Consider the following 25,269-nt stretch of genomic DNA (forward strand, 5'->3'; position numbering starts at 1 on the left):
TCGCCGGGGAGGCTCTGACCAGTGAGCGGCTATCCCTTCAGGCGCGGGTCCTCCTGCACCTTCAGCGCGTTGAGGATCGGATCGCCCTCGCCCTTCTCCCGGGTGAACTGGATCGTCAGATCGCCACCGGTGTGCTCGACCGTGACCGTGTTCGTGTCGACGGTCAACGCGCCCACCTTCGCCTGCACGTCATGGTCGTACAGCACGACCTTGCCGTCGGCGAGCACGTCGAAGGCGCGCTTGCCGGCCTTGACCTTCTCGAGCTCCGCGAAGTCGAGGCCGATCCGGTACGTGCCGGCGGGGGCGTTCTTGAACACGTAGCTGAACGTGTCGCCGGTCCGCTGGGTGCGGAACAGCGCGTCGTCCGTCGTACCGGCGATGTCGGCCTTGGTGGTGTGCGCCCTACCGCCCACGTAGCCCCACTGCCGCGAGCCGAGCGCCGCATCGGGCGCCCAGAAGAAGCCCGAGGCGTCGACGTACCCGGACCCGCCCGCGTCGACGCCCTTCCAGTAGGCCGACGTCGCCACGCGGACCGGCTTGAGCTGGCTCTCACCCTTGCCGGCGGTGGACGCCACGAGCACGTCCCCGACGAGTACCCCGGGCTTGATGCCGGCGTTGTCGGCCGTCACCGTGACCGTGGTCGACGTGCCGACCGCGAGCGTGACCGGGCCGGTCGCGGCCGGGCCCGTGAGGGCCAGCCACGGCAGGTCGGCGGCCTCGTGCCCACCGTCGTCGGTGCGCCTCTGCTCGCTGACCCGCACCTCGAGCGGTGCGGAACCGGTGTTGGTGATCGTCACGTCGGCCGTCGCCTTCTGGCCCCTGTCGAGCAGCCAGTCGATGTCCTCTCCGGCGACGGTGGCGATGCCCGTGGTCAGCGCCGTGTCGACCACCTCGGCCTGATCCTTCTTGGCGATGGTCACGGGGTGGCTGGCGGTGACGTAGTTCGGCGCCTCCACCTGCACCGTGTTGCCGCCGATGAGCGCCTGGGCCTTCCACCGGCCCTTCACGTCGGTGGTGATGACCCGTTCACCGGCCGGTCCCTTGAGCGTGACGACCGCGCCCTCGATCGGTTTGCCGTCGTTCTTGTCGGTGACCGTACCCTCGATCGTGCCCGCCGCCGGAAGGGTGTACTCCAGGCCCAGGCCGGCCTTCAGGACGGGCTGGTTGAAGGAGTACTGGTTAGCGGGGTTGCGGTTCAGGCTCTCCACGCCGACCGTCGCCGACGAACCCTTGGTGAGCGGGTTGTCGCCGCCGACGCCGTCGCCGTACCCGATCTGGATCCGTCCGTCGGCGAGCAGGGTGACCGAGAAGCTCACCCGGGCGCTCGGGTCGGCGAAGAAGGTGACGTTGCGCCATTCGACGACCTGCGCCGGTACACCGTCCACCTCGGTCCTGCCGAAGTAGATGCCCGCCTCGTCGTCGACGACGAGGTCGTCCCAGAACGGATAGACCGCGTCGACCGGGTACGGCGACGGCAGCGCCGTGTTGCTACCGGACGTGGAGGCGCGGTCGAAGACCAGCGTGCCGTTCGTCGTCACGCACACGCCGTCCCAGGCCGTGTCGTAGAACGGCTGGAGGTAGTCGGCGTCGAAGAACAGCGGGCCACAGAGGTCGTCGCCCTGCCACCCGGACTCCTGGGTGCCCTGGCGGTAGAGCCCGTCGGTCACCTTCATCGAGTACGAGCGACCGGCGGGCGCCACCGGCACCGGACCCGGGTCCGGCTGCTCGGGCTCGGGCTCCGGCTCCGCCGCGTCCGCCCGTGGGTCGAGCGTCACCCGCAGCGCGGCGATGCTCGGGGCCTTGAGGCCCTTCGAGCCCCGCAGCTCCACGGTCAGTGGGCCGCCCTCGTGCTGCACGACGGCCCTACGCCAGTCCGCGGCGTTCGGCCCCACAGCGGCGGCCGGGTCGTACGCGTAGTTCGTCAGCGTCCCGTTCACGAGGACGTCGAACACCCGCTTGCCCTTCGGCGCCTTCTCGATCTCGGCGAAGCCGAAGTCGACCGCGTAGGTGCCCTTGGGCGCGTCCGGGAATCGGTAGAACAGTTGCTTGTCCGCCGCGGTGCGCTGCGACTGGAACAGGAGGTCGTCCGTCGTGCCGGCGATCGGGGCCTTCGTGGAGGTGACCTTCGTCTTGCCCTCGTAGCCCCACGACTTCTTGCTCGCCGGCTGGTCGGCGGACCAGGTGTAGCCGGTGCCGTCGGTGAGCTTCGCGCCGCCGGCGTTGACGCCGACCTGGTACTTCGTGGTCGTGAGCGTCACCGGCACGTACGTCTTGGACTGGCGTCCGGAGTCGGACCGGACCACGATGTTCGCGCCCTCCACGCCGGGCTTGGCGCCCTTCGCGGAGATCGAGACCTGGACGGTCGTCGACTGGCCGGGGGCGAGGGTGCCGCCGGTCGAGGAGAGCGACAACCACGGCAGGTCGGTGAGCAGATCGTCCTCGACGTCGACGAGGACGACGTCGTCGGCGACCTGATCGACCGCCCACAGCGCTCCGGACGAGTCGGTCTCGAGGCCGCCGCCCTGGTTCGCCTTCTGGCCCGGGAACCACCAGGCGTTGACCAGCGAGCAGTCGTCGGGGTCGACCTGCAGCAGTCGGGTGGGCCGGTTCGAGGTGAGGTCGGTGTACCAGATGGTGTCCGACGCCTGGTTGTAGGCCAGGCCGATGATCTCGGGCAGCGGCGGGGTGCAGAACGAAAGGAGCGCGCCCGGGTTGTCGTGCGACGTACCGGCCACGGTTCCGATCTTGCCGTTCCGCCGGCCGCCGACGTAGAAGACATCCTTGGCCGGGTTGTAGGCCAGACCGGTCAGCTGCGAGGTGACGAAGTCGCCCTTGATCTGCCTCGTCTCCTTGCCGGTGTCCCGGTTGAAGCAGTGGATGAAGCTGGCCGGGCTGTCCTCCATCTGGCACATGTCACCGGTCTTGGTGTCCAGCGCCATGTCGAAGGCCCGGTAGTCGGGGTTCCACGCCGCGTCGAACACCTTTCCGGTCTTCTTGCCGGTCACCGTGTAGGCGGTGTTGGTCCGCGCGTTGTAGTCGTGGACCCAGACGTCGCCGTCGTACCCGACACCGGTGGGCTCCTTGTCCTCGATCGCGCCGGGGATCTTGATCCGGGTGATGACGTCTCCGCCGGAGGTCGTGCCGACCTTGGCTGCCGCCTGGGCCTCCGCGCTGCTCGACGTGGCGGCCTTGCTGTCGGTGCTGGACGGCTTCATCCCGCTCGCACCGGCCTTCCAGCCGGCCAGGTCGATCGTGCTGGCCGCACCCGTGCCGGTACGCGCGGTCGCGCCGGTGGCGTCGAGCTCGGGGTGCCGCGCGGCTTCGCCCAGGTCGTACGTGAGCGGGGCGGAGCCGGTGTTGGTCAGCGTCAGCGAACCCACGCCGTTCTGGTCGGTACCCAACAGCGTCTCGAGGCCGTCGGCCTTCAGGCCGGCGACACCCGTGGTCAGACGCGCGTCGATCTTCGCCTGGGCGTAGAGCTTGTCGAGCGAGAACGGGTACGACCCGGTCGTGTAGTTCGGCGCCTCGACCGTCATGGTGTAGTCGCCCGTCGGAAGCTGGCGGTGCACGAGGCCGGTGCCGTTGGTCGTGACGGCCTCGACGAGCCCGTCCCTGGTGCTGAAGGAGACCTTGGCGCCGGCCACCGGCAACCCGTCGTTCTGGTCCACGACGGTCGCGTCGAGGTACCCGAAGTCCGGCAGGTCGTAGGTGACGATCATCCCGTCGCGCAGCGCCGGGGCGTGATCGGAGAACCGGATGCCGTCGACGCCGGCCCAGCCCTGGATGCCGGTGACGGCGTTCGCGCCGGCGGTCACCGGATCGTCGGATCCGACGCCGTCGCCGTACCCGAAGATCATCGTTCCCGAGCGGGTGAACGTGGCCGAGAAGTTGACCGGTTCCGTGTACTCCGAGCGGATGGGGTAGGCCCAGAGCTTGGCGTTGCGGTATTCGACGACGAAGGCGTCCTCACCGTCGACCTTCGTGGCGGCCGTGAAGACACCACCGCCGGGGGCGAACTCGACGGGGCTCTCCAGGTAGAACGGGAAGGCGCCCGCGCCGCCGTAGCCGGGACCGGTGCTGCCGTCGGGAGAGATGATGCCGCGCAGGCCGACGCCGAGGGTGTCGTGGCTGCCGTTGTACAGCGCGATCGGGAACGGCAGCTTCACCGTCGCCCACACACCGCTGCCGAACGTGACCTGCTCGGTGCCGCGCAGGTACTCGCCCTCGGTGACGGCGCAGCTGTAGCCGCCCTTGTCGACGACGAGCCCGACCGGGATCTCGGGCGACTCGTTCTGTGCTGCGACGGTCAGCGGGAGCGTCCTGGGTGAGAAGCAGGAGTTGGGCGTGACGACCAGCTTGTACGCGCCCTCGGGGACAGCGGTGATCGTGAACGCGCCGTTGGCGTCCGTGCGTACCGGCTTCAGCGGGGTGTCCTGGACCGCGACGTCGGCGTTCTGCACGGGCCGCTTCTTGTCGTCCACGACCCGGCCACTGATGTCGTGCCTCGCGGCGGCCGTGAGCGGCAGCTTGACGGAGGTGTCCTGGCCGAGGGTGACCGTGACGGTGGCGGTCGCGGTCAGGTAGCCGAACACCTTGGTGGTGAGCTGGTAGTCGCCGACCGGCAGGTTCGTCGTGAAGCGGCCGTCCTTGTCGGTGCCGATCGACCGGCTGAACGGCCCGCTGATCGTCACCTCGGCGGCGGGGACCGGGGCGCCGTTGGCGGTCACGACACCGGTGAGGGTGCCACCCTTGCGGGGCGCGAGCTCGAGCAGGCGCACCAGGTCGAGCCGGCCCTCGCCGTACTTGTTGTTGAGCTCGGCGGTGCCGCCGCACTCGGTGTCGTCGACGTCGGTGGCCGACTCGGCGAGCAGGCGACGGGTCTCGTCGACCTGTCCGATCAGGGTCGGGTCGTAGCTCCAGAGCGCCGCGACCGCGCCGGCGACGTGCGGTGACGCCATCGACGTACCGGCCATCTCGACGTAGCTGTTGTTCGGATAGGACGAGCGGACGTTGACACCCGGCGCGGAGATCTCGGGCTTGATCCGACCGTCCTCACCCTCGCCCTTGCGGGAGAACGACGCGATCGTGCCGTCCTCCGAGTAGGCGCCGACGGAGTAGGCGCTCGCCGCGGAGCCCGGCGAGGAGACCGTGTCACAGGCCGCGTACGGCGAGGTGTTTCCCGACGACCAGGTGCTGAAGATGCCCGCCGCGGTCCAGGCCTCGTCGACGGCCTGGAAGAAGTCGTCGAAGTCGTGTTCGACGGTCTGGCCCCACGAGTTGTTGACGACGTGTGGGCGCTTGGACGGGTCGGGGTTGTTGCCCTGGAGGTCGGTCGGGGCGAGCAGCCACCAGCCGGAGCGCAGCAGCGACTCGACACCGGTGCTCTCGCAGCAGCCGTTCGTCGCGATCCACTGCGCGTCCGGGGCGACGCCGACGTGGTCGGTGCCGTCGACGCCGACCATGGTGCCCATCGTGTGCGTGCCGTGTCCGTTGTCGTCGCACGGCACCGCCGAGCACGACCCCCGGGTGGCCATCCAGTTGTAGTTGTGGTCGACGGTGCCGTCCGGCTTCGCGCCACGGTACTGACGCGACAGGGCGGGGTGGTCGAACTGGACGCCCGAGTCGAGGTTGGAGACGGTGATACCCGCGCCAGTGGCGCCCATGGCCCACGCCTGCGGGGCGTGGATGGCCTCGAGACCCCACGTGACGACGTCGTCCGCGCCGGCCTTCGGGGCAGCGGGTCGGGCGGCCTGGTCGGCGGGGAGCTTCTTCTCCACCGGCTGTACCAGGGCGACCTGCGGCGTGGCGTGGATCTCGGCGACCTGCACCCGCGCGGCCACGTCGAGGGCGAGCTTCTCGGTGCCGCCCTTGACGAGTACGGCGTTGGCGATCGGGTAGGGGGTGTACTTGACCCCGGCCCGGTCGAGTTCGGTGGAGACGGAGGCCAGGGAGCTCTTCGACGCCGTGGTGAGTGCGTCGTAGACGAACTGACCACGGGCCGACCAGTCGGCGATCTTCTTCGCCGGCCCGAGGTCGGGCTTCGTGTCGAACGTGATCCAGAAGTCGGAGGCCGGCTGCGTGCGGAAGCGGTCCTTCAGGGTCGGCGCGATCTTCCGGGCCGCCGTGCCGGGATCCGGCTCGGCGGCGGACGCCGGTATCGGCTGGAGCATGCTCAGGCCGACCGCTGCGGCCAGCGTTGCCGCGAGGGCTTTGAATCTCATCGGGGTCCTTCGCCTACAGGGGTTGGTAGGGGTCGTGGCTCTCGTGGTCGACGGCACCGTCGGCGTCGCGTACGTCGGAGGCGTCGCGCGGGGTGACGCGCGATTCGCCGAGCCGCTCGGATGGCGGCCGGTGTTCGAGGGCGGAGTCGTCAGGCACGACGGGACGCTCAGGCATTCATCGCCCATGGGCTATGGATCATGGACTCATGCTCGGTGAGCCGGATGGCCTTAGCTATCCGGCGGATACGTCAAAATTCACGATGCGTTGTCGAGGGATTCGTCCTCGGCGAACACACCGGCCTCCACCGCCTTGACCGCGAGCGCGGTCCGGCTGCTCACCTTCAGCTTGCGCATCGCCGCGCGTAGCTGCTGGTCCACCGTGGCCGGCGACTTCGCGAGGATCCGGCTGATCTCCCGGTTCGTCTTGCCGGCGACGACCAGTTGGACCACGTCGAGCTCGCGGGGGGAGAGCTGGTCGCCGTACCCGCGTCGGCCGCCGCGCCACAGTCGCGGGACCTCGGCGCCGTGTTCGCGAAGCCGCTGCGCGACACGGTCCGCGTCGCCGCGGGCGCCGAGCCGGAACAGCCGCTCGTACTGTGCCGCCAGCAGCTCGCCGCCCTGCTCGGTCCGGCCCTGCGCGATGATCGCCTCGGCTTGGCGTTCGCGGGCGCGCACCGCGTCGTAGGGGCGCGGCAACGCGCTCCAGGCACGCGCCGCGCGGTCGTACGCCATCGCCGCGCGGGCGTGGTCCCCGGTCGCGGCGAGCAGCAGGGCGCGACACACGGTGAGCGCGGCGCGCGGCGCGGGCGCCGTACGGCCCCGCAGTCCTCTGGCGAACTGGTCGGTCAGGCGTGTCGCGGCCGTCAGGTCACCGGCGGCGAGGTACGCCTCGATCCGGGCGGGGACGAGGTCCGTCGCCCAGACCCAGACGCCCTTTCGGCGGACCGTCTCCATCGGCTCGTTCGTGATCCGCAGGGCCCGGCCGCTGTCGCCGTCCGTCAGCCACAACCTGGCCAACGCCGCGGCGGCCTCCATCGTGTCGTCGGCCGCGCCGAGACGGGCGGACTCCTCGAGGACGAGCCGGAACTGCTCCTCCGCGGCACGCCGCCGTCCGGCTGCGGCCGCCAGGCGGGCGGCGAGGCGAATGCTGCCCAGGTAGTGTGCCGGCCGGTCCCGGTCGGCGTCGGCGAGTGCCGCGCTCGTCTCCGGAAGGCCGTCCCACCGACCGGTGAGCCACGCCAGGTTGGCCTGTTCGAGTCGGACGTTGTGCTGCAACCGGGACGCCTGCTCGACCTCGGCGAGACCCATGGCCACGTCGAGGTGTTCCTCGGCGTCGGCGTACCGACCCCAGATCAGCGCGCCGGTGCCGACATTCGTGTGGATGCGGGCCACGTCGAGACGCTCCGCCGAGGTCGAGCCACCGACGGGCAGCTCGGCGACGACCGCCCAGGCCTCCTCCTCGCCCAGCATGAGCAACGCCGCGGCGCGGTTACCGGCCAGGTTCAGCCTCTCGGCGGGGGAGTCGATCTGGGTGGTGAGGTCGGCGGCGCGATCGAGCCATCGCCGATGGGTGGACGCCGGCCACGGTCCCGCGTAGGCCCAGCCGAGGTAGGTCATCGCCCGGGCGGCCTCGACCGGGTCGTGGTCGAGGTTGGCGACCGCCTGCTCCAGCTCGCGGAGGGCGGCCTGCGCCTCACCCCCGGTGATGAGAAGCCGACCCAGGGGGTTGCGGATCTCGGCCTGTTGCCGTGCGGAGAGGCCGGGGGTCTCCAGCACCGAGCGCAGGGTACGGATCACCCGGTGGTGTACCTGGTCGACCTCTTCCCGGCGGCCCAGGGCGGCGACTCCGGCGATGCGGGCGACCCGCGCCCGGTCCACCGGCGGCAGCACGGCCCACGACAGCAGGTCGACAAGCATGTCGACCGCCTTGGTGTGGTCGCCCGAGGCGATGGCCAACTCGGCGCTCTGTTCGGCGTACCGCGCCCAGGACGCGGTCTCGCCGGCCTCTCGGAAGTGGTGGGCGAGGCGCGCCACGGGCGGCGGGTGGAGGTGCTCCAGGGCGCGCCCGGCCAGCAGGTGGACGTGTCTGCGGTCGGTCAGCGGGATCGACTCGTAGACCGCGGTGGCGGCCAGCACATGCCGGAAGCGCCACCTGCCGCGGTCGTCTCCGTCCAGGACGCCGGCGCTGGCCGCCTCCGCGATGGCGGCCCGGCACTCGGTCGGCGACAGGCCCGCGGTCATCGCGATCGTCGCCGCTAGGGACCGTTCCGCCAACGTCGCCGCGGCGCGCAACGCCTGCTGCGCCGTGGGCGACAGGCGGCTCACCCGCTCCCGGGTGGAGTCGCGCACCGTCGGTGGCACCTGTAGCTCGCGCAACTTCAGCCGGACCCACTGGCCATCGCGGAAGACGAGATCGGCCCGATCGCACATGAGACGGACCGACTCTTCCAGCGCCAGCGGGACGCCGCCGGTCCGTTCGTGCATGAACGTCGTGAACTCCTGCGAGATCGGATTGCCGTCCAGCATCGAGGACACCAGCGCCGCCGTGTCGTCGGGTCGCATGGGCGCGAGGGCGATCCTCAGCTGCGTCACGCCAGCGGGCAGGCGGGACGTCAGCCGCAGCAGCAGCGAGCCGTCACCGACCTCCTCGGGCCGGTACGAGATGACGAGGCTCGGACCGTCCGAGTGCTGTCGGGAGATGACGAACAGCAGGAACTCCAGCGTCACCTCGTCGGCCCAGTGCGCGTCCTCGAGGACCAGCACGTCGACCCGCAGCGCCCGCAGCAGCTCGTCCAGGGCGCGGAACAGTCGGTGCCGGGCCGCCTTCGCGTCGTCCAGGGGTGGCAGCGCGGGCGGCAGGCTCGCGGACCATTCGGGGAACAGAGGCCGGAGCGCGCCCGCGAGCGCGGTGAGCCGCAGCTGCGACACCGGACTGTCGATCCCCCGGAACGCGTCGACGATCGGCCCCAACGTGAGCGACTCGCGCAGCGGTGGGCACACCGACACCAGGGCGGTGCGCCGGGCCGGGGCGGAGTGCCACTCGCGTAGCAGCCGGCTCTTGCCGATGCCCGCCTCGCCCTCCACCAGCACGATCGCCGGTGGCCGGGCCAGGGCGCCCCGGAGTGCCGCCAGCTCCCGGTCACGACCCACGAAGCGTGGGGTGGAGACGGTTGGTGCGGTCCCGTCGTCCTCGTTTGCGGGGTCGAGCATGCGTGATGATCTCGCTTTTCGGTGCGTCGACACAAGACCATCGCCGCCGGTGGTCCCGGGCGACCTTGCGGAAATCATCTTAGTCATTAAGATAATCGCATGGGCATATCGACGGACTTCTCGGTGGCTATCGCCGGCGGCGGCCTCTCCGGTCTCTGCCTCGCCCAGTACCTGACGCGGGCCGGCATCGACGCGCACGTCTACGAGCGCGACCCCGGCCCCTTCGTCCGGCGACAGGGCTACCGGATCATCCTCGACCGGTACGGGTTGGCCGCGTTGCGCGAGAGTCTGCCCCGTCCGCTGTACAACCTGGCGCTGGCCACCGGCGACGAGCCCGGCGGGCACCTCCGCTTCACCGACAGCCGACTCCGGGACGCGTTCGCCATCGCGTTCAAGGACGAGCCGTACGCGACCCGCCAGGTCGATCGGTTGACGCTGCGCTCGATCCTGCAGACCGGGCTCGACGGGCGGATCCACTACGGCAAGGAGGCCGTCGCGGTGGACAGCGGCGGCCCGGCCGGGCTGCGACTGCGGTTCTCCGACGGCGGGGCCGTCGCGGCGACCGTCGTCGTGGGCGCGGACGGCGTGGGCTCGGCGCTGCGGGCGCAGCTCATGCCCGACGCGGCCCCGGCGAGCGCGCCGATGGCGGGCATCTACGGCCGGTCACCCCTGCGCCGCAACGGGGAGAGCATGATCCCGGACGCGCTGCGCAACAGCGGCGTCCTGGCCATCGCCGACCGACCCGGCCTCGCCTTCTTCTTCACCTCCATGCGGTTCGGCGAGCGGCCACGGGAGGCGTTCGCGCGTCTGGCCCCGGGCAGCTACGCGCCCACCGGCGACGACTACGTGATCTGGGGACTGCTGCTACCACGGGAGGAGGTGCCCATCGCCGTCCGCGGCGACCTGCTGGCGCTCTGGCGACTGGCGGCCGGAATGAGCACGGGCTTCCACCCGCTCGTCCGACGGCTGGTCGCCACGGCCGAGTTGGACGCCACTGTGCTCAACCTCTTCGCCACCGGCCGACGCCCGCAGCGGTGGGCGGTGCCCCGGGCGACGATGATGGGCGACGCCGTGCACGTCATGCCGCCGTTCGGCGCCCACGGCGGTAACACCGCGCTCCGCGACGCGGCCCTGCTCGGCCGCAGGCTGCTCGAGGCCCGGGCGACCGGTCGGGCGGTGGAGGAGGCGATCGCCGCCTACCAGGACGAGATGGTGCCCTACGCCTTCCGCGCCGTCGACACCGCCGGCCGGCTGATGCGCCGTCTCACCGGGGGCGCGGCCGCACCACACTGGGTGTTGACCCGCCTGTTACCTCGGCTGCACCGGGTGACCGTGCCGGAGGCATGATTGCGGGCATGTCCCAGGTGCCGGCCCGTGCGTCCGCGATCGCCGACCTCATGCGCGCCGGGCGGGAGATGTCCCGACTCTCCATGGTGTTCCGGTACGCCATCGCGGAGCGGCTGGGCCTGACCGTGAGTGACCTGGAGTGCCTGGACTACCTGGCGGACGTCGGTTCCGCCACCGCGGGGCAGGTCGCCGAGCGGACCAACCTCACCACCGGGGCGGTGACCAGCATGCTGCGCCGGCTCCAGCAGGCGGGTTACGTGACGGCCGAGCGTGACCCGGGGGACCGACGGCGGGTGATCGTCACCCTGCGCCCGGAGCGGATGGCCGAGCTGACGCGGCCGTACGAGCGGTTCGCCGAGAGGGCCGGACAGCTCGTCGAGGGCTACAGCGTCGAGGAGGTCACGCTGCTGGTCCGGCACTACGACCGCATGCAGGCGATGTACCTCGCCGAGTTGGACCGCCTCCGCCGCCTGCCATGACGACACGGTGCGCGCTGCGGTTGATCGCAGCGCGCACCGTCCGCGTCTCGCCGAACGGATGAGCACCGGTGGCCTACTGCTCGGTGGTCGCCGTGACCTTGAGTTGCGTGACGAGCAGCAGCGTGTCGGCGTTGAGCCAGTAGTCGGTGATGAGGCCACGCCTGATGCGCAGCGTGTCCGTGCCGGTGAAGCGGACCGGGGTGCCGGGCGCGGCGGTCGCGCCCGGGAAGCCCCCGCCGTACGTGCCGTTGGCGACCCAGCGCACGACCACGTGGTCACCGTCGATGATCGGGCCGACCTCGACGGTGAAGTGCAGGTCGGGGAAGGCGGACCGGATCTGGCCGACCAGGTCGGCCATACCGTGTGGACCCTTGACGGCGCTGCCGTCGCCGCCGTCGAGCAGCGCGGCCCGGACCCGGACGTCCGGGGAGATGATCCGCTCGGCCAGCGTGTAGTCGCCGTTCCAGAGCTGAACCCAGGCGCGGGTCACCTGCCGCGCCTGACCGGCGCTGCCGTGCTCGTCGGGCTGCTGGTGGGCGAAGGCCGTCCCGCCGGCCAGAGCCGGTACGGCGCCGCCGGCGAGCGCGGAGCCGCTGATCAGGAGGGTGGCGATGGTGGCTGCGCGGAGGTGCTTCACGATGACTCCTCAGGTAGGTAACACTCGTTCGCTTCCGTTACACCGTATAACTGCAGTAACCTGATGTCAACGCGAGGGGGAGGTATGGCATGGCGGACCAGGCCCGTACGGCCGGTGAGCAGTCGGCGGAGTCGCTCGTCGGGCCGCGCGAGCGCTATCGGCGGCAGGTCCAGGACGAGGTACGCGCACACGCGTGGAAGCAACTCGCCGAGGCTGGCGCGGCGGGGCTGTCACTCAAGGCCATCGCCAAGCAGATGGGGATCACCGCGCCGGCCCTCTACCGGTACTTCGCCAGTCGCGACGACCTGCTCACCGAGCTGATCCTTGCCGCCTACCGCGACCTCGCACAGATGGTCGAGGTCGCGGCCGGCACCGGCGCGACCCCGCGCGACCGGCTGACCGCGATCGCAACGGTGATCCGTGACTGGGCCCGGAGCGATCCGCACCGCTACCTACTGCTGTACGGGACTCCGGTGCCGGGCTACGCGGCTCCGGCCGAGGCCACCGAACTCGCCCGCCGCATCTTCGCCCCCGTGCGTGATGCCTTCTCGCACGCCGGCGAAGATCAGTCGATGCACCGATCGCTGACCTTCTGGACCCGCGTGCACGGGGTGATCAGCCTGGAGGTCGCCGGGCACTTCACCGGCATGCCGTTCGACCCGGCGGGCCTCTTCGCCGCGGAGGTCCGGTCCACGCTCAGCGACCTACCCTGAGGTGGGCCGCCTCCGCCGGGGCGACACCGGACGGCGGGGGCGCGGTCAGGTCGCGGAGGGCCGCGGGTAGCCGATCTCGTACGAGATCTGGTTGGCGGTCTCCAGAAGCAGCGGCAGGTTGCTCCTCAGCTCGTCGAGGCTCGCGATGACCTCGATCGCCGTGATCGAGACGGCGGCGATGACCTGCCCTCGGGAATCCCTGATCGGTGCGGCCACGCACATCACGTAGGTGTCGTGCTCACCGTTGTCCACGGCCCAGCCGCGTTCCTGGATGTCGGCGAGTTCGGCGTCGAGCGCGCCGCGGTCGGCGAAGGTGGTATCGGTGAACCTCTCGAAGACGACGTGCGAGAGCAGCCGCTCGCGATCATCGAGGGGCAGGTACGCCAGGATCGTCTTGCCGACGGCGCTCGCGTAGATCGACACCGCGCGCCCGACCCGGGACGGGAGCTTGACGGCGTCGAACGCCGGACTGTCCACCTTGTCGATATAGATGATCTCGTCACCGGTCAGCTGCGCGAGGTGCACGGTGTGGCCGGTCTCGCGTTGCAGCGCACGCAGGTGTGCGGCGGCCGGCTGGCGCAGGTCCATCGAGCCGAGCGCGAGGTCCGCCAGCTCGATCAGCCCGCTGCCGAGCACGTAGGCGCCCGCGCCGGTACGGCGGACGAAGCGCGCGGACTCCAGGGTGTGCAGGATCCGTAGGGCGGTCGACTTGTGCACGCCGAGCACGTCCGCGGCCTCCGTCAGGGACAGTGGACGTTCGGCCGATCGACGGATGAGGTCGATCGCGCGGCGGATCGATTGCGCCAAGGCTCTGTCTCCCCTCGCACGGCGCGGCATCGCCGCTGTCGTTGCATCATGTGCAATGTAGATGACGCGATGCGCAATCGCCACTTGACAACGTTGCACATGTCGCTACGATCGTTGCAATTTATGAGCTTGACTCCGACTTGTAACGGTGGAGCGACGATGGGTAAGCGGTGCGCTCGGATCGGCCCCGCCGGGGCGACGAATTGACGGCGACCGACGTGCCCTCGCGTTCCGGGATCACCGGCGAACCCCGACTCGAGGACTGGGTCGGCACCGCCGCCGAGGCGTTGCCGGACGACGCGGGCAGCGTCCTGATCGGCCGGATCTGGGATCCGTCCGTCGGTGGCCCCACACCCGTGGTCGTGCGCGACGGTGAGGTCCTCGACCTGAGCCACCGGTTTGCGACCGTCCGGGACATCTGCGAGCTGCCCGACCCCGCCGCGACCGTGGTCGGGCTCGACGGTGCGCTGGTGGGGGACTTCGGGGAGATCCTGGCCAACACGGCGGTCACGACCCGCGACCGCGACCGGCCCTGGCTGCTGGCCCCGGTCGACCTCCACGCGCTCAAGGCCGCCGGGGTGACCTTCCCCATCTCGATGATCGAACGCGTCATCGAGGAGCGGGCCCGCGGCGACCTGGCGCTCGCGGCGGACATCCGGCAACGGATGTTCGCCGACATCGGCGTCGACCTGCATCACCTGGAACCCGGCTCGGCCGAGGCGGATCGGCTCAAGAGCCTGCTGGTCGCCGAGGGCATGTGGAGCCAGTACCTGGAGGTGGGGATCGGTCCGGACGCCGAGATCTTCACCAAGGGTCAGATCCTCTCCGCCGTCGGCACCGGCGTCGACGTCGGCGTGCTCGCCGCGTCGACCTGGAACAACCCGGAACCCGAGATCACGCTCATCGTCCAGTCCAGCGGCCGGATCGTCGGCGCCACCCTGGGCAACGACGTGAACCTGCGCGACATCGAGGGCCGTTCGGCGCTGCTGCTTCCCCTGGCGAAGGACAACAACGCCTCCTGCGCCCTCGGCCCCCTGATCCGGCTCTTCGACGACCGGTTCGGCATGGAACGGGTGCGCGAACTCGCCGTCCGCCTGGAAGTCCGCGGCGTGGACGGCTTCCGGCTGGAGGCGGTGTCGGAGATGACGCACATGTCGCGCGACCCGGAGGACCTGGTGCGGCAGCTGATCGGCCCGCACCACCACTACCCCGACGGCGCCGCCCTGATGCTCGGCACCATGTTCGCGCCCATCCAGGACCGGGGCAGCCCCGGCGAGGGCTTCACCCACAAGGTCGACGACGTGGTACGGATCAGCTGCCCGGCGCTCGGCACCCTGGTCAACCGGGTGCGGCACGCCCAGGAGTGCGAGCCCTGGCACTTCGGCATCCGTGACCTCATGGGCAATCTGGCAAGGAGAGGACTGCTGTGAACGTGGTCAGCACGGTCGATCCGCGCGACGGCCAGCGCCGCGCGACGGATCTCACCGAGACCGACGAGTCCGGGGTGGACGTGGTCGCCGGCCAGGCGTCCCGGGCGACGCGCTGGTTGGCCGACCTGGGCAGGGACGGCCGGGCGGAGCTGCTGGACGCGATCGCCGCCTCCCTCCAGGCCCGCCGGGCCGACCTGGTCGCGGCCGCCGAGGCGGAGACCGGGCTGGCCCACGCGCGGCTGGACTCGGAACTCACCCGGGCCGCGGTCCAGTTCCAGATGTTCGGCGACGTGCTCCGCGACGGGGCGTACGTCGAGGCCGCCATCGACCACGCCGCCGACACCCCGCTCGGGCCCGGCCCGGACGTGCGGCGGATGCTCGTACCCCTCGGGCCGGTCGCCGTCTTCGGCGCCAGCAACTTCCCGTTCGCCTTCTCGGTCGCGGGCGGTGACACGGCCGCCTCGCTCGCCGCCGGCTGCCCCACCGTCCTGAAGGCCCACCCGTCCCATCCGCTGACCTCGCACGCGTCCGCCGCCGCGATCGAGGCGGCCGTCCGCGACCTCGGCGGGCCCGACGGAGTCATCGGGGTCGTGTACGGGGAGCAGGCCGGCCGCTGGCTGGTGCGGCACCCCGCGATCCGTGCGGCCGCCCTCACGGGCTCGGTCAACGCCGCCCGCGCCATCCAGGCGGCCATCGACGATCGACCCGATCCCATTCCCCTGTACGCCGAACTGAGCAGTGTGAACCCGATCGTCGTGCTGCCCGGCGCGGCCGTCGACCGGGCCGACGGGATCGCCGAGGGACTGTTCGCCTCCTTCACCGCCTCCGGTGGCCAGCTCTGCACCAAACCGGGCCTCGCGTTCGTGCCGGCCGGTCCCGGCGGTGACCAGCTGGTCGACGGTCTGCGCGAGAGGGTCGCCGGCTCGGGCGGCGCGATCCTGCTCAACGAGCGCATCCGGGACGCGTACGAGATCCGCTCGGCCGAGTTCGAGCGGGCCGGGGCCCGGGTGTCGGCGCAGCCGCGGGTCGAGCCCGGCGCGGGCTTCGCCGTCGCGCCGAGGCTCCTGGAGGTCGACCTGCCGAAGCTGACCGCCGAGATCGCCGACGAGTGTTTCGGGCCGCTCATGATCGTGGTCCGGTACGACGACACCGCCGACCTCGACGCTGCGCTTCGCGCCGTCCCGCCGTCGCTGACCGGATCCGTCCACAGTGGCCCGGAGGACGACGCCCACGTGGTCAGTGGCGTGGTCGACGTGCTCTCCGCCCGCGCGGGTCGCATCGTCTTCGACGGCTATCCCACCGGTGTCCGGGTCTCCTGGGCCCAGCACCACGGCGGGCCCTGGCCGTCGACGAACGCCGTGCACACGTCGGTGGGCGCGACGTCGATCCGACGGTTTCTCCGGCCGCTGGCATGGCAGGACGCCCCTGCCTGGGTGCTTCCCGAGGAGTTGCGCGACGATTACACCGCGATTGTGCGGCGGATCGACGGGAGGTTGACGCCAGCGGTCGAATAATTGCGTCCACGGTCTCTCGGGTGCATTCTGACGGCACCCGCCGCTGACGCGTGGAATCCGTTGCGAAAATGAGCGGACCGGGCACCCGCGCGCCAATTCGACAGGCGCTCACCGCGTTTTCCTCGGACGCAATTGTGTCGGTCCTGGCTGGACCGCCCACGCGATTCTCCGTACTCCCTGTGGTGGGGAAGTCCCGGCCGCGCGCCCCCGGGCGAAAGCCGGGGGTGCGCGGCCGGGGTGTCCTACGGGGTCACGTCGGTGACGTGCAGCCGAAGCATGGTCCACGACGCGGGCGCGAGAGTCAGGCGGACGCCGAGGTCGGTCGCCTGGACCGTGTCGTTGGGGCGCGGTTCGGCGTGGTCCGGGCCGTCGGCGGTGTTCTTGGCATCGAGGTCGGCGCCACCCACGGTGACGCATTCGACGATCCCGCCCACCTGGGCGCCGGCGAGGTCGACGGTCACCTCGGCCGGGGTGTCGACCACCCGGTTGACGAGGAACACGGTCATCTCCGCGGCGCTGTCGTCCCAGGTGGAGACCGCGTCGACCGCGTCGATGACGCCGTAGCGGTCGGTGGTCGTGGTGCTGCCGTCGCGCAGTACGTCCAGCACGACGCCCCGGGCGTGCCGAGCCGTGCGGGCGAACGGGTGGAAGATGGTCTGCCGCCAGGCCCGGCCTCCCGGTTCGGTCATGATCGGCGCGATGACGTTTACCAGTTGGGCCTGGCACGCCGCGGTCACCCGGTCGCTGTGCCGCAGCAGGCTGATGAGCAGGCCACCGACGACGACGGCATCGGCCACGCTGTAGTGGTCCTCCAGCAGCGGCGGAGCGACCGGCCAGTCCTCGCCACTGGGCGGCGTGGACGGCGCCGCCGACTGGTACCACACGTTCCACTCGTCGAACGCGATCATGATCTTCCGGGTGGACCGGCGGATCGCGCCCACCGAGTCCGCGATGGCCGTGACGGCGTCGATGTACCTGTCCATGTCCTCGGCCGAGGCGAGGAAGCTGGGCAGGTCGTCGTCGACCGGCTGGTAGTAGGCGTGCAGCGAGATCAGGTCGACGTCGTCGTACGCCTCGGTCAGCACGTCGCGCTCCCAGCTGCCGAAGGTCGGCATGCCGAGATGGGACGAGCCGCAGGCGACCAGTTCGAGGTCGGGATCGAAGCGGCGCATCGCCTTCGCGGTCTGCGCCGCGAGTCGCCCGTACTCGGTCGCGCTCCGCTGGCCCACCTGCCACGGGCCGTCCATCTCGTTGCCCAGGCACCACAGGCGGATCCCGTACTCCTCGGCGGCGCCGTTGTCGCGGCGCTGGTCGGCGAGGTGGCTCCCCGCACGGTGGTTGGCATATTCCAGCAGGTCGACGGCCTCGGCGGTGCCGCGGGTGCCGAGGTTCACCGCCATGATGGGATCGACGCCCGCCTTGCCGACCCAGCGCATGAACTCGTCCAGCCCGAAGGCGTTGGTCTCCAGGCTGTGCCAGGCGAGGTCGAGCCGGGCCGGTCGTTTCTCGACCGGGCCGACGCCGTCCTCCCAGCGGTAGGAGGACACGAAGTTGCCGCCCGGATAGCGGACCGTCGTGACGCCCAGCTCGCGGACGAGCGCGAGGACGTCGCCCCGGAAGCCGTCCGCGTCGGCGCTCGGGTGGTCGGGCTCGTAGATGCCGCCGTAGACACAGCGGCCCAGGTGCTCCACGAACGAGCCGAAGATCCGTCGCGGCACCGGTGCGACACGTCGCCGCGGGTCCAGGAGCAGGCGTGCGGTGTTCACGACCGCCCTCCCGGCTGGCTCGGACGAGGCCGGACGGGCGAGGCGGCGCGGTCCGGGAGTGGGGGCGGCGCTGCGTCGAGGTGGGTGTTCAGGGCGGGCTCCTCTCGGAGGAGGCCTCCGACGTCGGGATCCGTGTCGCGGCGCCGGGGACCCGGGGGTGGTGGGTCGGTGCGAGCTCTGGACATCGCCATGATCATCGATTACGTTCGCGATCGATGTAAACGTTACCGATCATGCTCCCCGGAGGGAACACCGCGTTCCGGAAATGGCGCCTGACAGAGAGTGCCGTCCCGTTGTCGACGGGTGTATCCCACGCGCGAAATGGCGCGGCTTTGCACCCCGGGAAGTCCACCTTGCACAATCCCGTCAGGATCCGCTCACCGGTGCCCGCGCGGGGATGAATGGGTCTTGTGTTCGCAATCTCGGTCGGTTACGTTGGCAACATCCTGGAAACGTAACCGATAACGATTGCAGTCCAGAGAGAGCGGCATGATCGAAGCGAATGCGCCGGTAACAATGAGTGATGTCGCCCGGATCGCCGGCGTTTCCACCGCCACCGTTTCGCGCGTCGTCAACGGGCACTACGGCGTCAGCGCCCGCACGATCGCTCAGGTCCGCACCGCCATCGAACAGCTCGGTTACGAGTCGAGCCTGGTGGCCTCGAGCCTGCGGCGCAGCCGCACCAACGTCCTCGGCCTCGTGGCGCACAGCTTCCAGTCGTACACGGCGGAGGTGCTCAAGGGGGTCATGAAGGCGCTCAGCCGCTCCGGCTTCGACCTCATCATCTACGCCAACAGCGACCTCTACGGGTCCTACTCGGAGGGTTGGGAGCAGCGGCACCTGACCCGCCTGTCGGGCACCCTCACCGACGGATGCATCGTCGTCACGCCCTGGGGTGAGATGCGCAGCCGTACGCCGGTCGTGGCCATCGACCCGGTGCGCGGCGCGACGGCGCCCTCGGTCATGGCCGACAACCTCGCCGGTGCCACCACCGCCGTCGAGCACCTGCTCGACCTGGGCCACCGACGCGTCGGGTTCATCGCCGGGCGTGACAGCCTCGCCTCGGCGTGGTCCCGGGAGGAGGGCTACCGGGCGGCTCTCGCCGCCGCCGGTGTCCCGGTCGACCCGACCCTGATCGGTCGGGGGGACTTCAATCCCGAGTCGGCCGTTCCGTTGGCGCGCGCCCTGTTGCGACGGGCGGACCGGCCGTCGGCGATCTTCGCGGCGAGCGACGGGATGGCCCTCAAGGTCCTGGAGGTCGCCAGGGAGTTGGGGCTCTCCGTCCCGGGGGACCTGTCCGTCGTCGGCTTCGACAACATCCCCGAGTCGGCGTCGACCGTTCCGGGTCTGACCACGGTGGACCAGTCGATGTACCAGCTCGGGTACGAAGCCGCGCGGATGCTCAAGTCACTGGTGACCGGCGAGTGGGACGAGCCGCACCAGATAGTCCTTCCGACCAACCTCGTGGTCCGTGGCTCGACCGCAGCACCGGCGAGGGACTGAAGGAGGTGAAGACACCGCACGGCGAGATCCACCGATGGGTTGAGCTGGCCAGCGGGTCGCATCCGCTGCCGGCACAGGAAAGGAGTGGAGCGTGACAACCGAACATTATCACGGGCGCCTACGCCGGCTCGGCGTACGCCGGCTCTCGGCGGTGTTCAGCGCCGGAGTCGTCGCCCTGGCGGCGGCCCTGATCGCGCCGCAACCGGCAGCGGCGGCGGACACGCCGTGGCTGGACGTCTCCCCGGACCGCTACGCCTCGTTCACCGTTCCGGCCGCGTACGTCCAGGAGCACCTCGGCACCGTCTCGCAGGTGGTCGTCGAGGGCAACTTCGGCCCGTCCGCCACCTGGGCGGAATTCGGTCTGACCCGCCGCGGTGACGTCTGGTCCGGTGTGCTCGGCGCGTTGACGCCCGGGCTGTACCGCTACCAGGTGACCGCCGACGACAACAAAACGATCAAGGACCCGACCAACAGCGCGGGAGTGGCGTCCGATCCGCTCCTGAGCACGTTCCTGGTCACCGGCGAGTCGGCGCGTTGGCTGGCCGACGTGCCCGCCGGCAGCGGCGGCACGGTCGCCACGTTGACCTACCGGGTCCGCGCCGAGCAGCGCTCGGCCCTGGTCTGGACGCCACCCGGGTACGCGGCCAGGAAGCCGAAGGGCTATCCGACGCTCTTTCTGGAGTCGGGGGGCGGCGTGGCCGCCACCGACTGGCTCGATCTCGGTCGCACGAAGCAGATCCTCGACAACCTCTCGGCGGCGGGCGCGATGCAGCCGATGGTCGTGGTGATCGCCGACAGCACGGACGACCGGGAGTTGAAGGATCTCCGCAAGGCGGTCGCCGACAACTACCGGGTCCTGCGCGATCCGGCGCACCAGGGGATCGCCGGTGTCGCCGACGGCGCGGCGCGGGCGGTCCGCGCGGCCGTCGCCAAGCCCGGTCAGTTCGGCTCTGTCGGCTGGTTCTCGGGCACGACGGCCCCGACGATCGACCGCCGGGACGCCACGGCGCTCAACCACCTCAAGCTGCTGCGCCTCTACACCGGGAACGTGACCGACCCGGCCTACAACACCACCTACCGGCTCACGAAGGCGTTGGACCGGGCCGGCGTCCGGTTCGAGTTCGACGGGGTCAACCCGGACGGCGGCGGGAACTGGACCACCTGGCAGGAGAACCTCGTCGACTTCGTGCCACGGCTGTTCCGGCACGTGGCGGACCACGGGCCGAGCCCGGGCCACGGCCGGTTCACGGGCGAGTTCTCGCCTCCGCCGGCCGGCACCACCCCGACGCCCTTCGTCACCGAGGACGGGTTCGTCACCTTCGAGACCACCACCGATTTCGCGGACGCCCAGCACGTCACGGTGTGGGCCAACATCGCGCCCGGCGGCAGTTGGCTGCGCGTGCCGCTGACGCGTGACGGCGACCGGTGGCGGGCGACCGTGGGGCCGCTCAAGCCCTGGTTCTACTACTACCGCCTGATCGTCGACCGGGTGCCGTTCAAGGACGTCTCGAACCCCACGAAGGTGACCACGGAGCCGATGTGGAGCACCTTCCTCGTCCCGGGCCCTGCGGCCCGACTGCTGACCGACGTGCCGGCCGGCCAGGGCGGCAAGGTCGAGAGCATGACCTACACCAGCACGGTGGCCGGCCAGGACCGCACCGCGCTGGTCTGGACCCCGCCGGGGTACGACCCGCAGCGGGCGCAGCCCTATCCCGTCCTCTACCTCCAACACGGTGGCGGGCAGAACTACACGGACTGGGTCGAGATGGGCCGGGCCAAGCAGATCCTCGACCATCAGTTCCTCGACGGGGACCTCACACCCATGGTCGTCGTGATGGGCAACGGCAACTCGTCGAACTTCAACCGGGAGCTGTTGGAGAACATCGTGCCGACGGCCCGCTCCCGGTATCACGTCTCCAGCGACCCCTCCCAGCAGGCCCTCGCCGGGCTGTCGATGGGCGGAGGGCAGGCGTTCGGCGTGCTGAAGGCCTACCCGGGCCAGTTCGCCTACGTCGCGGCGTTCTCGGCCGGCTTCGGCAGCGGCACCGGCGTCGACGTCGCGGCCATCAACAACGGCACCAGGATGCTGCGCCTCTACGTCGGTGACCAGACCGACTTCGTGTACCCCAGCTTCATGGCCTCGCTGACCACGATGGACACCCTCGGTATCCGCTACGAGTTCGACGGGGTCACCCCCGGACCACACGGCTGGGACGTGTGGCAGAAGAACCTCATCGACCTGGCGCCCCGTCTGTTCAAGCGCTAGGAGCCTGCCCAGGCGACGCCACCGGAAGCGAGGTCCCAGCGCCTCCGGTGGCGCCGCCGACGCATCGATGTCCGTGCACCGCCACCTTCGAAGGGAACCATCTCAATGAAGAGAAGACGCATACTCGCCACGGTGGCCATGCTCGCGGCCGGGAGCGGCCTGGTCGCCTGCTCCTCGGACGACGGCGGCAGCGACGCGAGCAACTGCACGAACACCATCACCAAGCAGAACGTCCCGGTCGTGACGATGTGGGGCTGGTACCCCAACACCCAGCTCGTCGTCGACAACTTCAACAAGCTGCACGACGACGTGCAGGTCTGCTGGACCAACGTCGGTCAGGGCGGCGACGAGTACGACAAGTTCCAGACCGCCATCTCGGCGGGCACCGGGGCACCCGACGTGATCATGGTCGAGGCCGACCGGATCCCGACCTTCCAGATCCAGGGCGCGCTCGTCGACATCAAGCAGTACGGCTACGACGCGGTCAAGGCCAACTACGGCGAGGGCGCCTGGAAGGACGTGTCGGTGGGCGACGCGGTCTACGGCGTCCCGGTCGACGGTGGGCCGATGGGCATGATCTACCGCAAGGACATCTTCGACAAGTACAAGATCACCCCGCCGAAGACCTGGGCCGAGTACGAGCAGGCCGCGCAGAAGGTGAAGGACGCCGGCGGCCCGTTGTTCGGGGACCTCGGCGCGAACGTCCCGGCCGTGATGATGTCGCTCCAGATCCAGAAGGGCGCGTCGCCCTTCACCTTCGATCCTGCCCAGCCGAAGTCGATCGGCGTGAAGCTCGACGACCAGGCGTCCAAGGACGTGCTGGACTACTGGGGTGGCCTCGCCAAGAAGGGCCTGGTCGGTACGCAGGACCAGTTCACCCCGGAGTACATCTCCGGTGTGATCAACGGGAACTACGCGACGTACATCTCGGCGGCGTGGGCGCCGGGTTACCTCACCGGGGCGGGCGTCGGTAAGGGCCAGGACACCGGCAAGTTCGCGGTCGCGCCACTGCCGCAGTGGGATCCGACCAACCCGGTGCAGGTGAACTGGGGTGGGTCGGCCTTCTCGGTGACCAAGCAGGCGAAGAAGCCGGAGCTGGCGGCGAAGGCCGCCTACGGGCTCTACGCCGACAAGGAGTCGCTCACCGACGGCTGGACCAACCAGATCATCTTCCCGCTGAACCTCACGGCGCTCAAGGATCCCGCGTTCGTCGACCTGAAGGTGGCGTTCTTCAGCGGCCAGCAGGCGAACAAGGAGGTCTACCTGCCCGCCGCCGAGGCCTACAAGGGTATGTCCTACGCGCCCTTCGGCCAGTACTACCTGGACGCCATGACGAAGCAGATCAGCGAGGTCATCAAGGGCTCGATCACCGGCTCGCAGGCGGCCGACAAGCTCCAGGACGACGTGGCGAAGTACGCCAAGGAGCAGGGCTTCACCGTTCAGTGACCGCTCCGGGTGGGTCGTCCCGGCGGTGGCCGGCCGGCCCACCCACGACCCCCCGCGTCCACGCCCTTCGGAGACCACAGATGACAGTCCTGACCGAGAAGCGCACACCGCGTCCGCCGAGCGAGACGCGCAAGATCCGTGGCAAGGTGCACCTCCGCGAGCACCTGATGGGGTGGCTCTTCGTCGGGCCCTTCGCGATCGTCTTCCTGGCGTTCCTCATCGCGCCGTTGGTGTACGCGCTGTACCTCAGCCTCTTTCAGAAGAAGCTGATCGGCGGAACCAGCTTCGTCCTCTTCGACAACTACGTGAAGGCGTTCACCGACCCGAGCTTCCTGTCCGGAGCCTGGTTCGTCATCCGCTTCTCGCTCGTCTCCATCCCGTTGCAGATCGTCCTGGCGCTCGTGATGGCTCTCATCCTGGACGCCGTGACCACGCTGTTCGCGCGCTTCTCCCGCCTCATGATCTTTCTTCCGTACGCGATCCCCACCGTCATCGGGGCCGTGATGTGGGGGTTCCTCTACAGCAAGGGCTTCGGCCCGCTCACCGACATCTTCGGGCTGTTCGGCGCCACCGCTCCCGACTTCCTGGGCAGCGACCTGATCTTCTACGGACTGCTCAACGTCGTGACCTGGCAGTGGGCCGGCTATTACATGATCATCCTGTACGCGGCGTTGCAGGGCGTCGACCCGACGCTCTACGAGGCCGCCCGGATGGACGGCGCCGGACGGTGGCAGATCGCGACGCGTATCAAGATCCCGCTGATCGCGCCCGCGCTGATCCTGATCCTGGTCTTCTCGCTCATCGGCACCCTGCAGTTCTTCAACGAGCCGCAGATCCTGCGTTACCTCGCCGCGGGCACGATCGGGGCCGACTTCACCCCCAACATGTACGCGTACCAGCAGGCGTTCTCACTCGCCAACTTCAACTACGGGTCGGCGATCTCGTTCGCGCTCGGCGGCATCGTCTTCATCTGCGTGTACGCCTTCCTGTTCTTCACCCGCAAGCGGAGGAGCTTCCTCTAGATGGCCGACCACACCAGCGTCCGCGCCGGCGTCCGCCGGCCGCAGCGCTACCTTCCCCTGCAGATCCTCCTCGGCTTCCTGGTGATCTACTTCCTGGTCCCGTTCTGGTGGGTCGTCGTCAACAGCTCCAAGGACGCGCCGGGCCTGTTCGGGGGCGGCAACACCCTGTGGTTCTCCGACCAGGTCGACTACGTCGGCAACCTCCGGCAGCTCTTCACCTACGACGGTGGCATCTACCTGCGGTGGATCCTCAACTCCACGCTGTACGCCATCGCCGGCGGAGTCGGCGCCACGGTCCTGGCGGTGATGGCCGGCTACGGGTTCGCCAAGTACCGGTTCGCCGCGCGGCGCTTCAGCTTCGCCGTCGTGCTGGGCGCGCTCATGGTGCCGGCCACGGCCCTGGTCATCCCGACCTTCATCATGTTCTCCCGGCTCGGCCTGACGAACACGGTCTGGGCGGTGATCCTGCCGTCGCTGCTCAACCCGTTCGGCGTCTACCTGATGCACGTGTACGCGCGCGACGCGGTACCGGACGAGCTGCTCGACGCGGCGCGGGTCGACGGCGCGGGGGAGGTGCGCACGTTCCTGCAGATCGCGCTTCCGCTGATGCGTCCCGCGGTGGTCACCGTGCTGCTCCTGTCCGCCGTGGCGTCCTGGAACAACTACTTCCTGCCGCTGGCCATGCTCTCGGACAACCGGCTGTTCCCGGTGACCGTCGGTCTCGGCCTCTGGCAGGGGATCGCCTCGGCGAACAACTCGGGCGGCACGTCGCTGTGGAGCCTCATCATCCTGGGCTCACTGGTGTCCGTGATCCCACTGGTCATCGCGTTCTTCAGCCTCCAACGGCACTGGCGCGGCGGCCTGTCCGTCGGGGGCCTTCGCTAGGTCGCGCCGAGCGATCTTGAGGC

The 25,269-nt window shown here is 70.1% G+C and carries 16 protein-coding genes; 10 read left to right on the top strand and 6 right to left on the bottom strand.

Annotation, left to right across the window (positions count from 1 at the left end; genetic code table 11):
- Nucleotides 1–29: 29 nt before the first annotated feature.
- The 3 genes from ACIA3K_RS20755 to ACIA3K_RS20765 form a co-directional block, all read right to left on the bottom strand.
- Nucleotides 30–6,221 (bottom strand): S8 family serine peptidase, encoded by a 6,192-nt coding sequence (locus ACIA3K_RS20755; protein WP_396802983.1) that lies wholly within the window; start codon nt 6,219–6,221, stop codon nt 30–32.
- A 13-nt stretch (nt 6,222–6,234) separates the two neighbouring features.
- Complete coding sequence (locus ACIA3K_RS20760) at nt 6,235–6,378, bottom strand: hypothetical protein (protein ID WP_396802984.1); 144 nt, start codon at nt 6,376–6,378, stop codon at nt 6,235–6,237.
- 98 nt (nt 6,379–6,476) lie between these two features.
- Nucleotides 6,477–9,431: an ATP-binding protein gene (locus tag ACIA3K_RS20765; protein WP_396802985.1), complete on the bottom strand. Its 2,955-nt coding sequence runs from the start codon at nt 9,429–9,431 to the stop codon at nt 6,477–6,479.
- Nucleotides 9,432–9,530: 99 nt separating this feature from the next.
- Between ACIA3K_RS20765 and ACIA3K_RS20770 the strand changes: the two genes are divergently transcribed.
- Both ACIA3K_RS20770 and ACIA3K_RS20775 read left to right on the top strand, forming a co-directional pair.
- Nucleotides 9,531–10,778, top strand: coding sequence for an FAD-dependent oxidoreductase (locus ACIA3K_RS20770; protein ID WP_396802987.1), 1,248 nt, complete (start codon nt 9,531–9,533; stop codon nt 10,776–10,778).
- 8 nt (nt 10,779–10,786) lie between these two features.
- Nucleotides 10,787–11,257 carry a MarR family winged helix-turn-helix transcriptional regulator gene (locus ACIA3K_RS20775; RefSeq protein WP_396802988.1) on the top strand — a complete coding sequence of 157 codons (471 nt, stop codon included), beginning with the start codon at nt 10,787–10,789 and terminating at the stop codon, nt 11,255–11,257.
- Nucleotides 11,258–11,330: 73 nt separating this feature from the next.
- On the opposite strand, the gene ACIA3K_RS20780 is transcribed toward ACIA3K_RS20775, so the two are convergent.
- Complete coding sequence (locus tag ACIA3K_RS20780) at nt 11,331–11,894, bottom strand: ester cyclase (RefSeq protein WP_396802989.1); 564 nt, start codon at nt 11,892–11,894, stop codon at nt 11,331–11,333.
- 89 nt (nt 11,895–11,983) lie between these two features.
- Here ACIA3K_RS20780 and ACIA3K_RS20785 point away from each other — a divergent pair, with 89 nt between their 5' ends.
- Nucleotides 11,984–12,607, top strand: coding sequence for a TetR/AcrR family transcriptional regulator (locus ACIA3K_RS20785; RefSeq protein ID WP_396802991.1), 624 nt, complete (start codon nt 11,984–11,986; stop codon nt 12,605–12,607).
- 45 nt (nt 12,608–12,652) lie between these two features.
- On the opposite strand, the gene ACIA3K_RS20790 is transcribed toward ACIA3K_RS20785, so the two are convergent.
- Nucleotides 12,653–13,498, bottom strand: a complete 846-nt coding sequence (locus ACIA3K_RS20790; RefSeq protein WP_396802992.1) for an IclR family transcriptional regulator — start codon at nt 13,496–13,498, stop codon at nt 12,653–12,655.
- Nucleotides 13,499–13,632: 134 nt separating this feature from the next.
- On the opposite strand from ACIA3K_RS20790, the gene ACIA3K_RS20795 reads away from it, so the two are divergent.
- Nucleotides 13,633–14,844, top strand: coding sequence for a fumarylacetoacetate hydrolase family protein (locus tag ACIA3K_RS20795; protein WP_396802994.1), 1,212 nt, complete (start codon nt 13,633–13,635; stop codon nt 14,842–14,844).
- On the top strand, nt 14,841–16,358 hold the full coding sequence (locus ACIA3K_RS20800) for an aldehyde dehydrogenase family protein (protein WP_396802996.1): 1,518 nt from the start codon (nt 14,841–14,843) through the stop codon (nt 16,356–16,358). Before ACIA3K_RS20795 ends, ACIA3K_RS20800 begins: the two co-directional genes overlap by 4 nt.
- Before the next feature lie 242 nt (nt 16,359–16,600).
- Here the strand turns inward: ACIA3K_RS20800 and ACIA3K_RS20805 are convergent, their stop codons facing one another.
- The gene (locus ACIA3K_RS20805; protein WP_396802998.1) at nt 16,601–18,124 is read right to left on the bottom strand and encodes an alpha-N-arabinofuranosidase; all 1,524 of its coding nucleotides are present in this window, start codon (nt 18,122–18,124) and stop codon (nt 16,601–16,603) included.
- A 489-nt stretch (nt 18,125–18,613) separates the two neighbouring features.
- On the opposite strand from ACIA3K_RS20805, the gene ACIA3K_RS20810 reads away from it, so the two are divergent.
- The 5 genes from ACIA3K_RS20810 to ACIA3K_RS20830 all read left to right on the top strand — a co-directional run bounded on the left by ACIA3K_RS20810 (nt 18,614) and on the right by ACIA3K_RS20830 (nt 25,246).
- A complete protein-coding gene (locus ACIA3K_RS20810) occupies nt 18,614–19,627 on the top strand; it encodes a LacI family DNA-binding transcriptional regulator (RefSeq protein ID WP_396802999.1) in 1,014 nt (337 codons plus the stop codon).
- 91 nt (nt 19,628–19,718) lie between these two features.
- Nucleotides 19,719–21,893 (top strand): alpha/beta hydrolase, encoded by a 2,175-nt coding sequence (locus ACIA3K_RS20815; protein WP_396803001.1) that lies wholly within the window; start codon nt 19,719–19,721, stop codon nt 21,891–21,893.
- Nucleotides 21,894–21,998: 105 nt separating this feature from the next.
- Entirely contained in the window at nt 21,999–23,339 is a 1,341-nt protein-coding gene (locus ACIA3K_RS20820) for an ABC transporter substrate-binding protein (RefSeq protein WP_396803003.1), read from the top strand.
- 80 nt (nt 23,340–23,419) lie between these two features.
- Nucleotides 23,420–24,361 carry a carbohydrate ABC transporter permease gene (locus tag ACIA3K_RS20825; protein ID WP_396803004.1) on the top strand — a complete coding sequence of 314 codons (942 nt, stop codon included), beginning with the start codon at nt 23,420–23,422 and terminating at the stop codon, nt 24,359–24,361.
- Nucleotides 24,362–25,246 carry a carbohydrate ABC transporter permease gene (locus ACIA3K_RS20830; RefSeq protein ID WP_396803006.1) on the top strand — a complete coding sequence of 295 codons (885 nt, stop codon included), beginning with the start codon at nt 24,362–24,364 and terminating at the stop codon, nt 25,244–25,246. It begins immediately after the preceding gene.
- Nucleotides 25,247–25,269 lie beyond the last annotated feature (23 nt).

This window comes from Micromonospora sp. NPDC051543, assembly GCF_044454415.1.
GTDB lineage: Bacteria > Actinomycetota > Actinomycetes > Mycobacteriales > Micromonosporaceae > Micromonospora.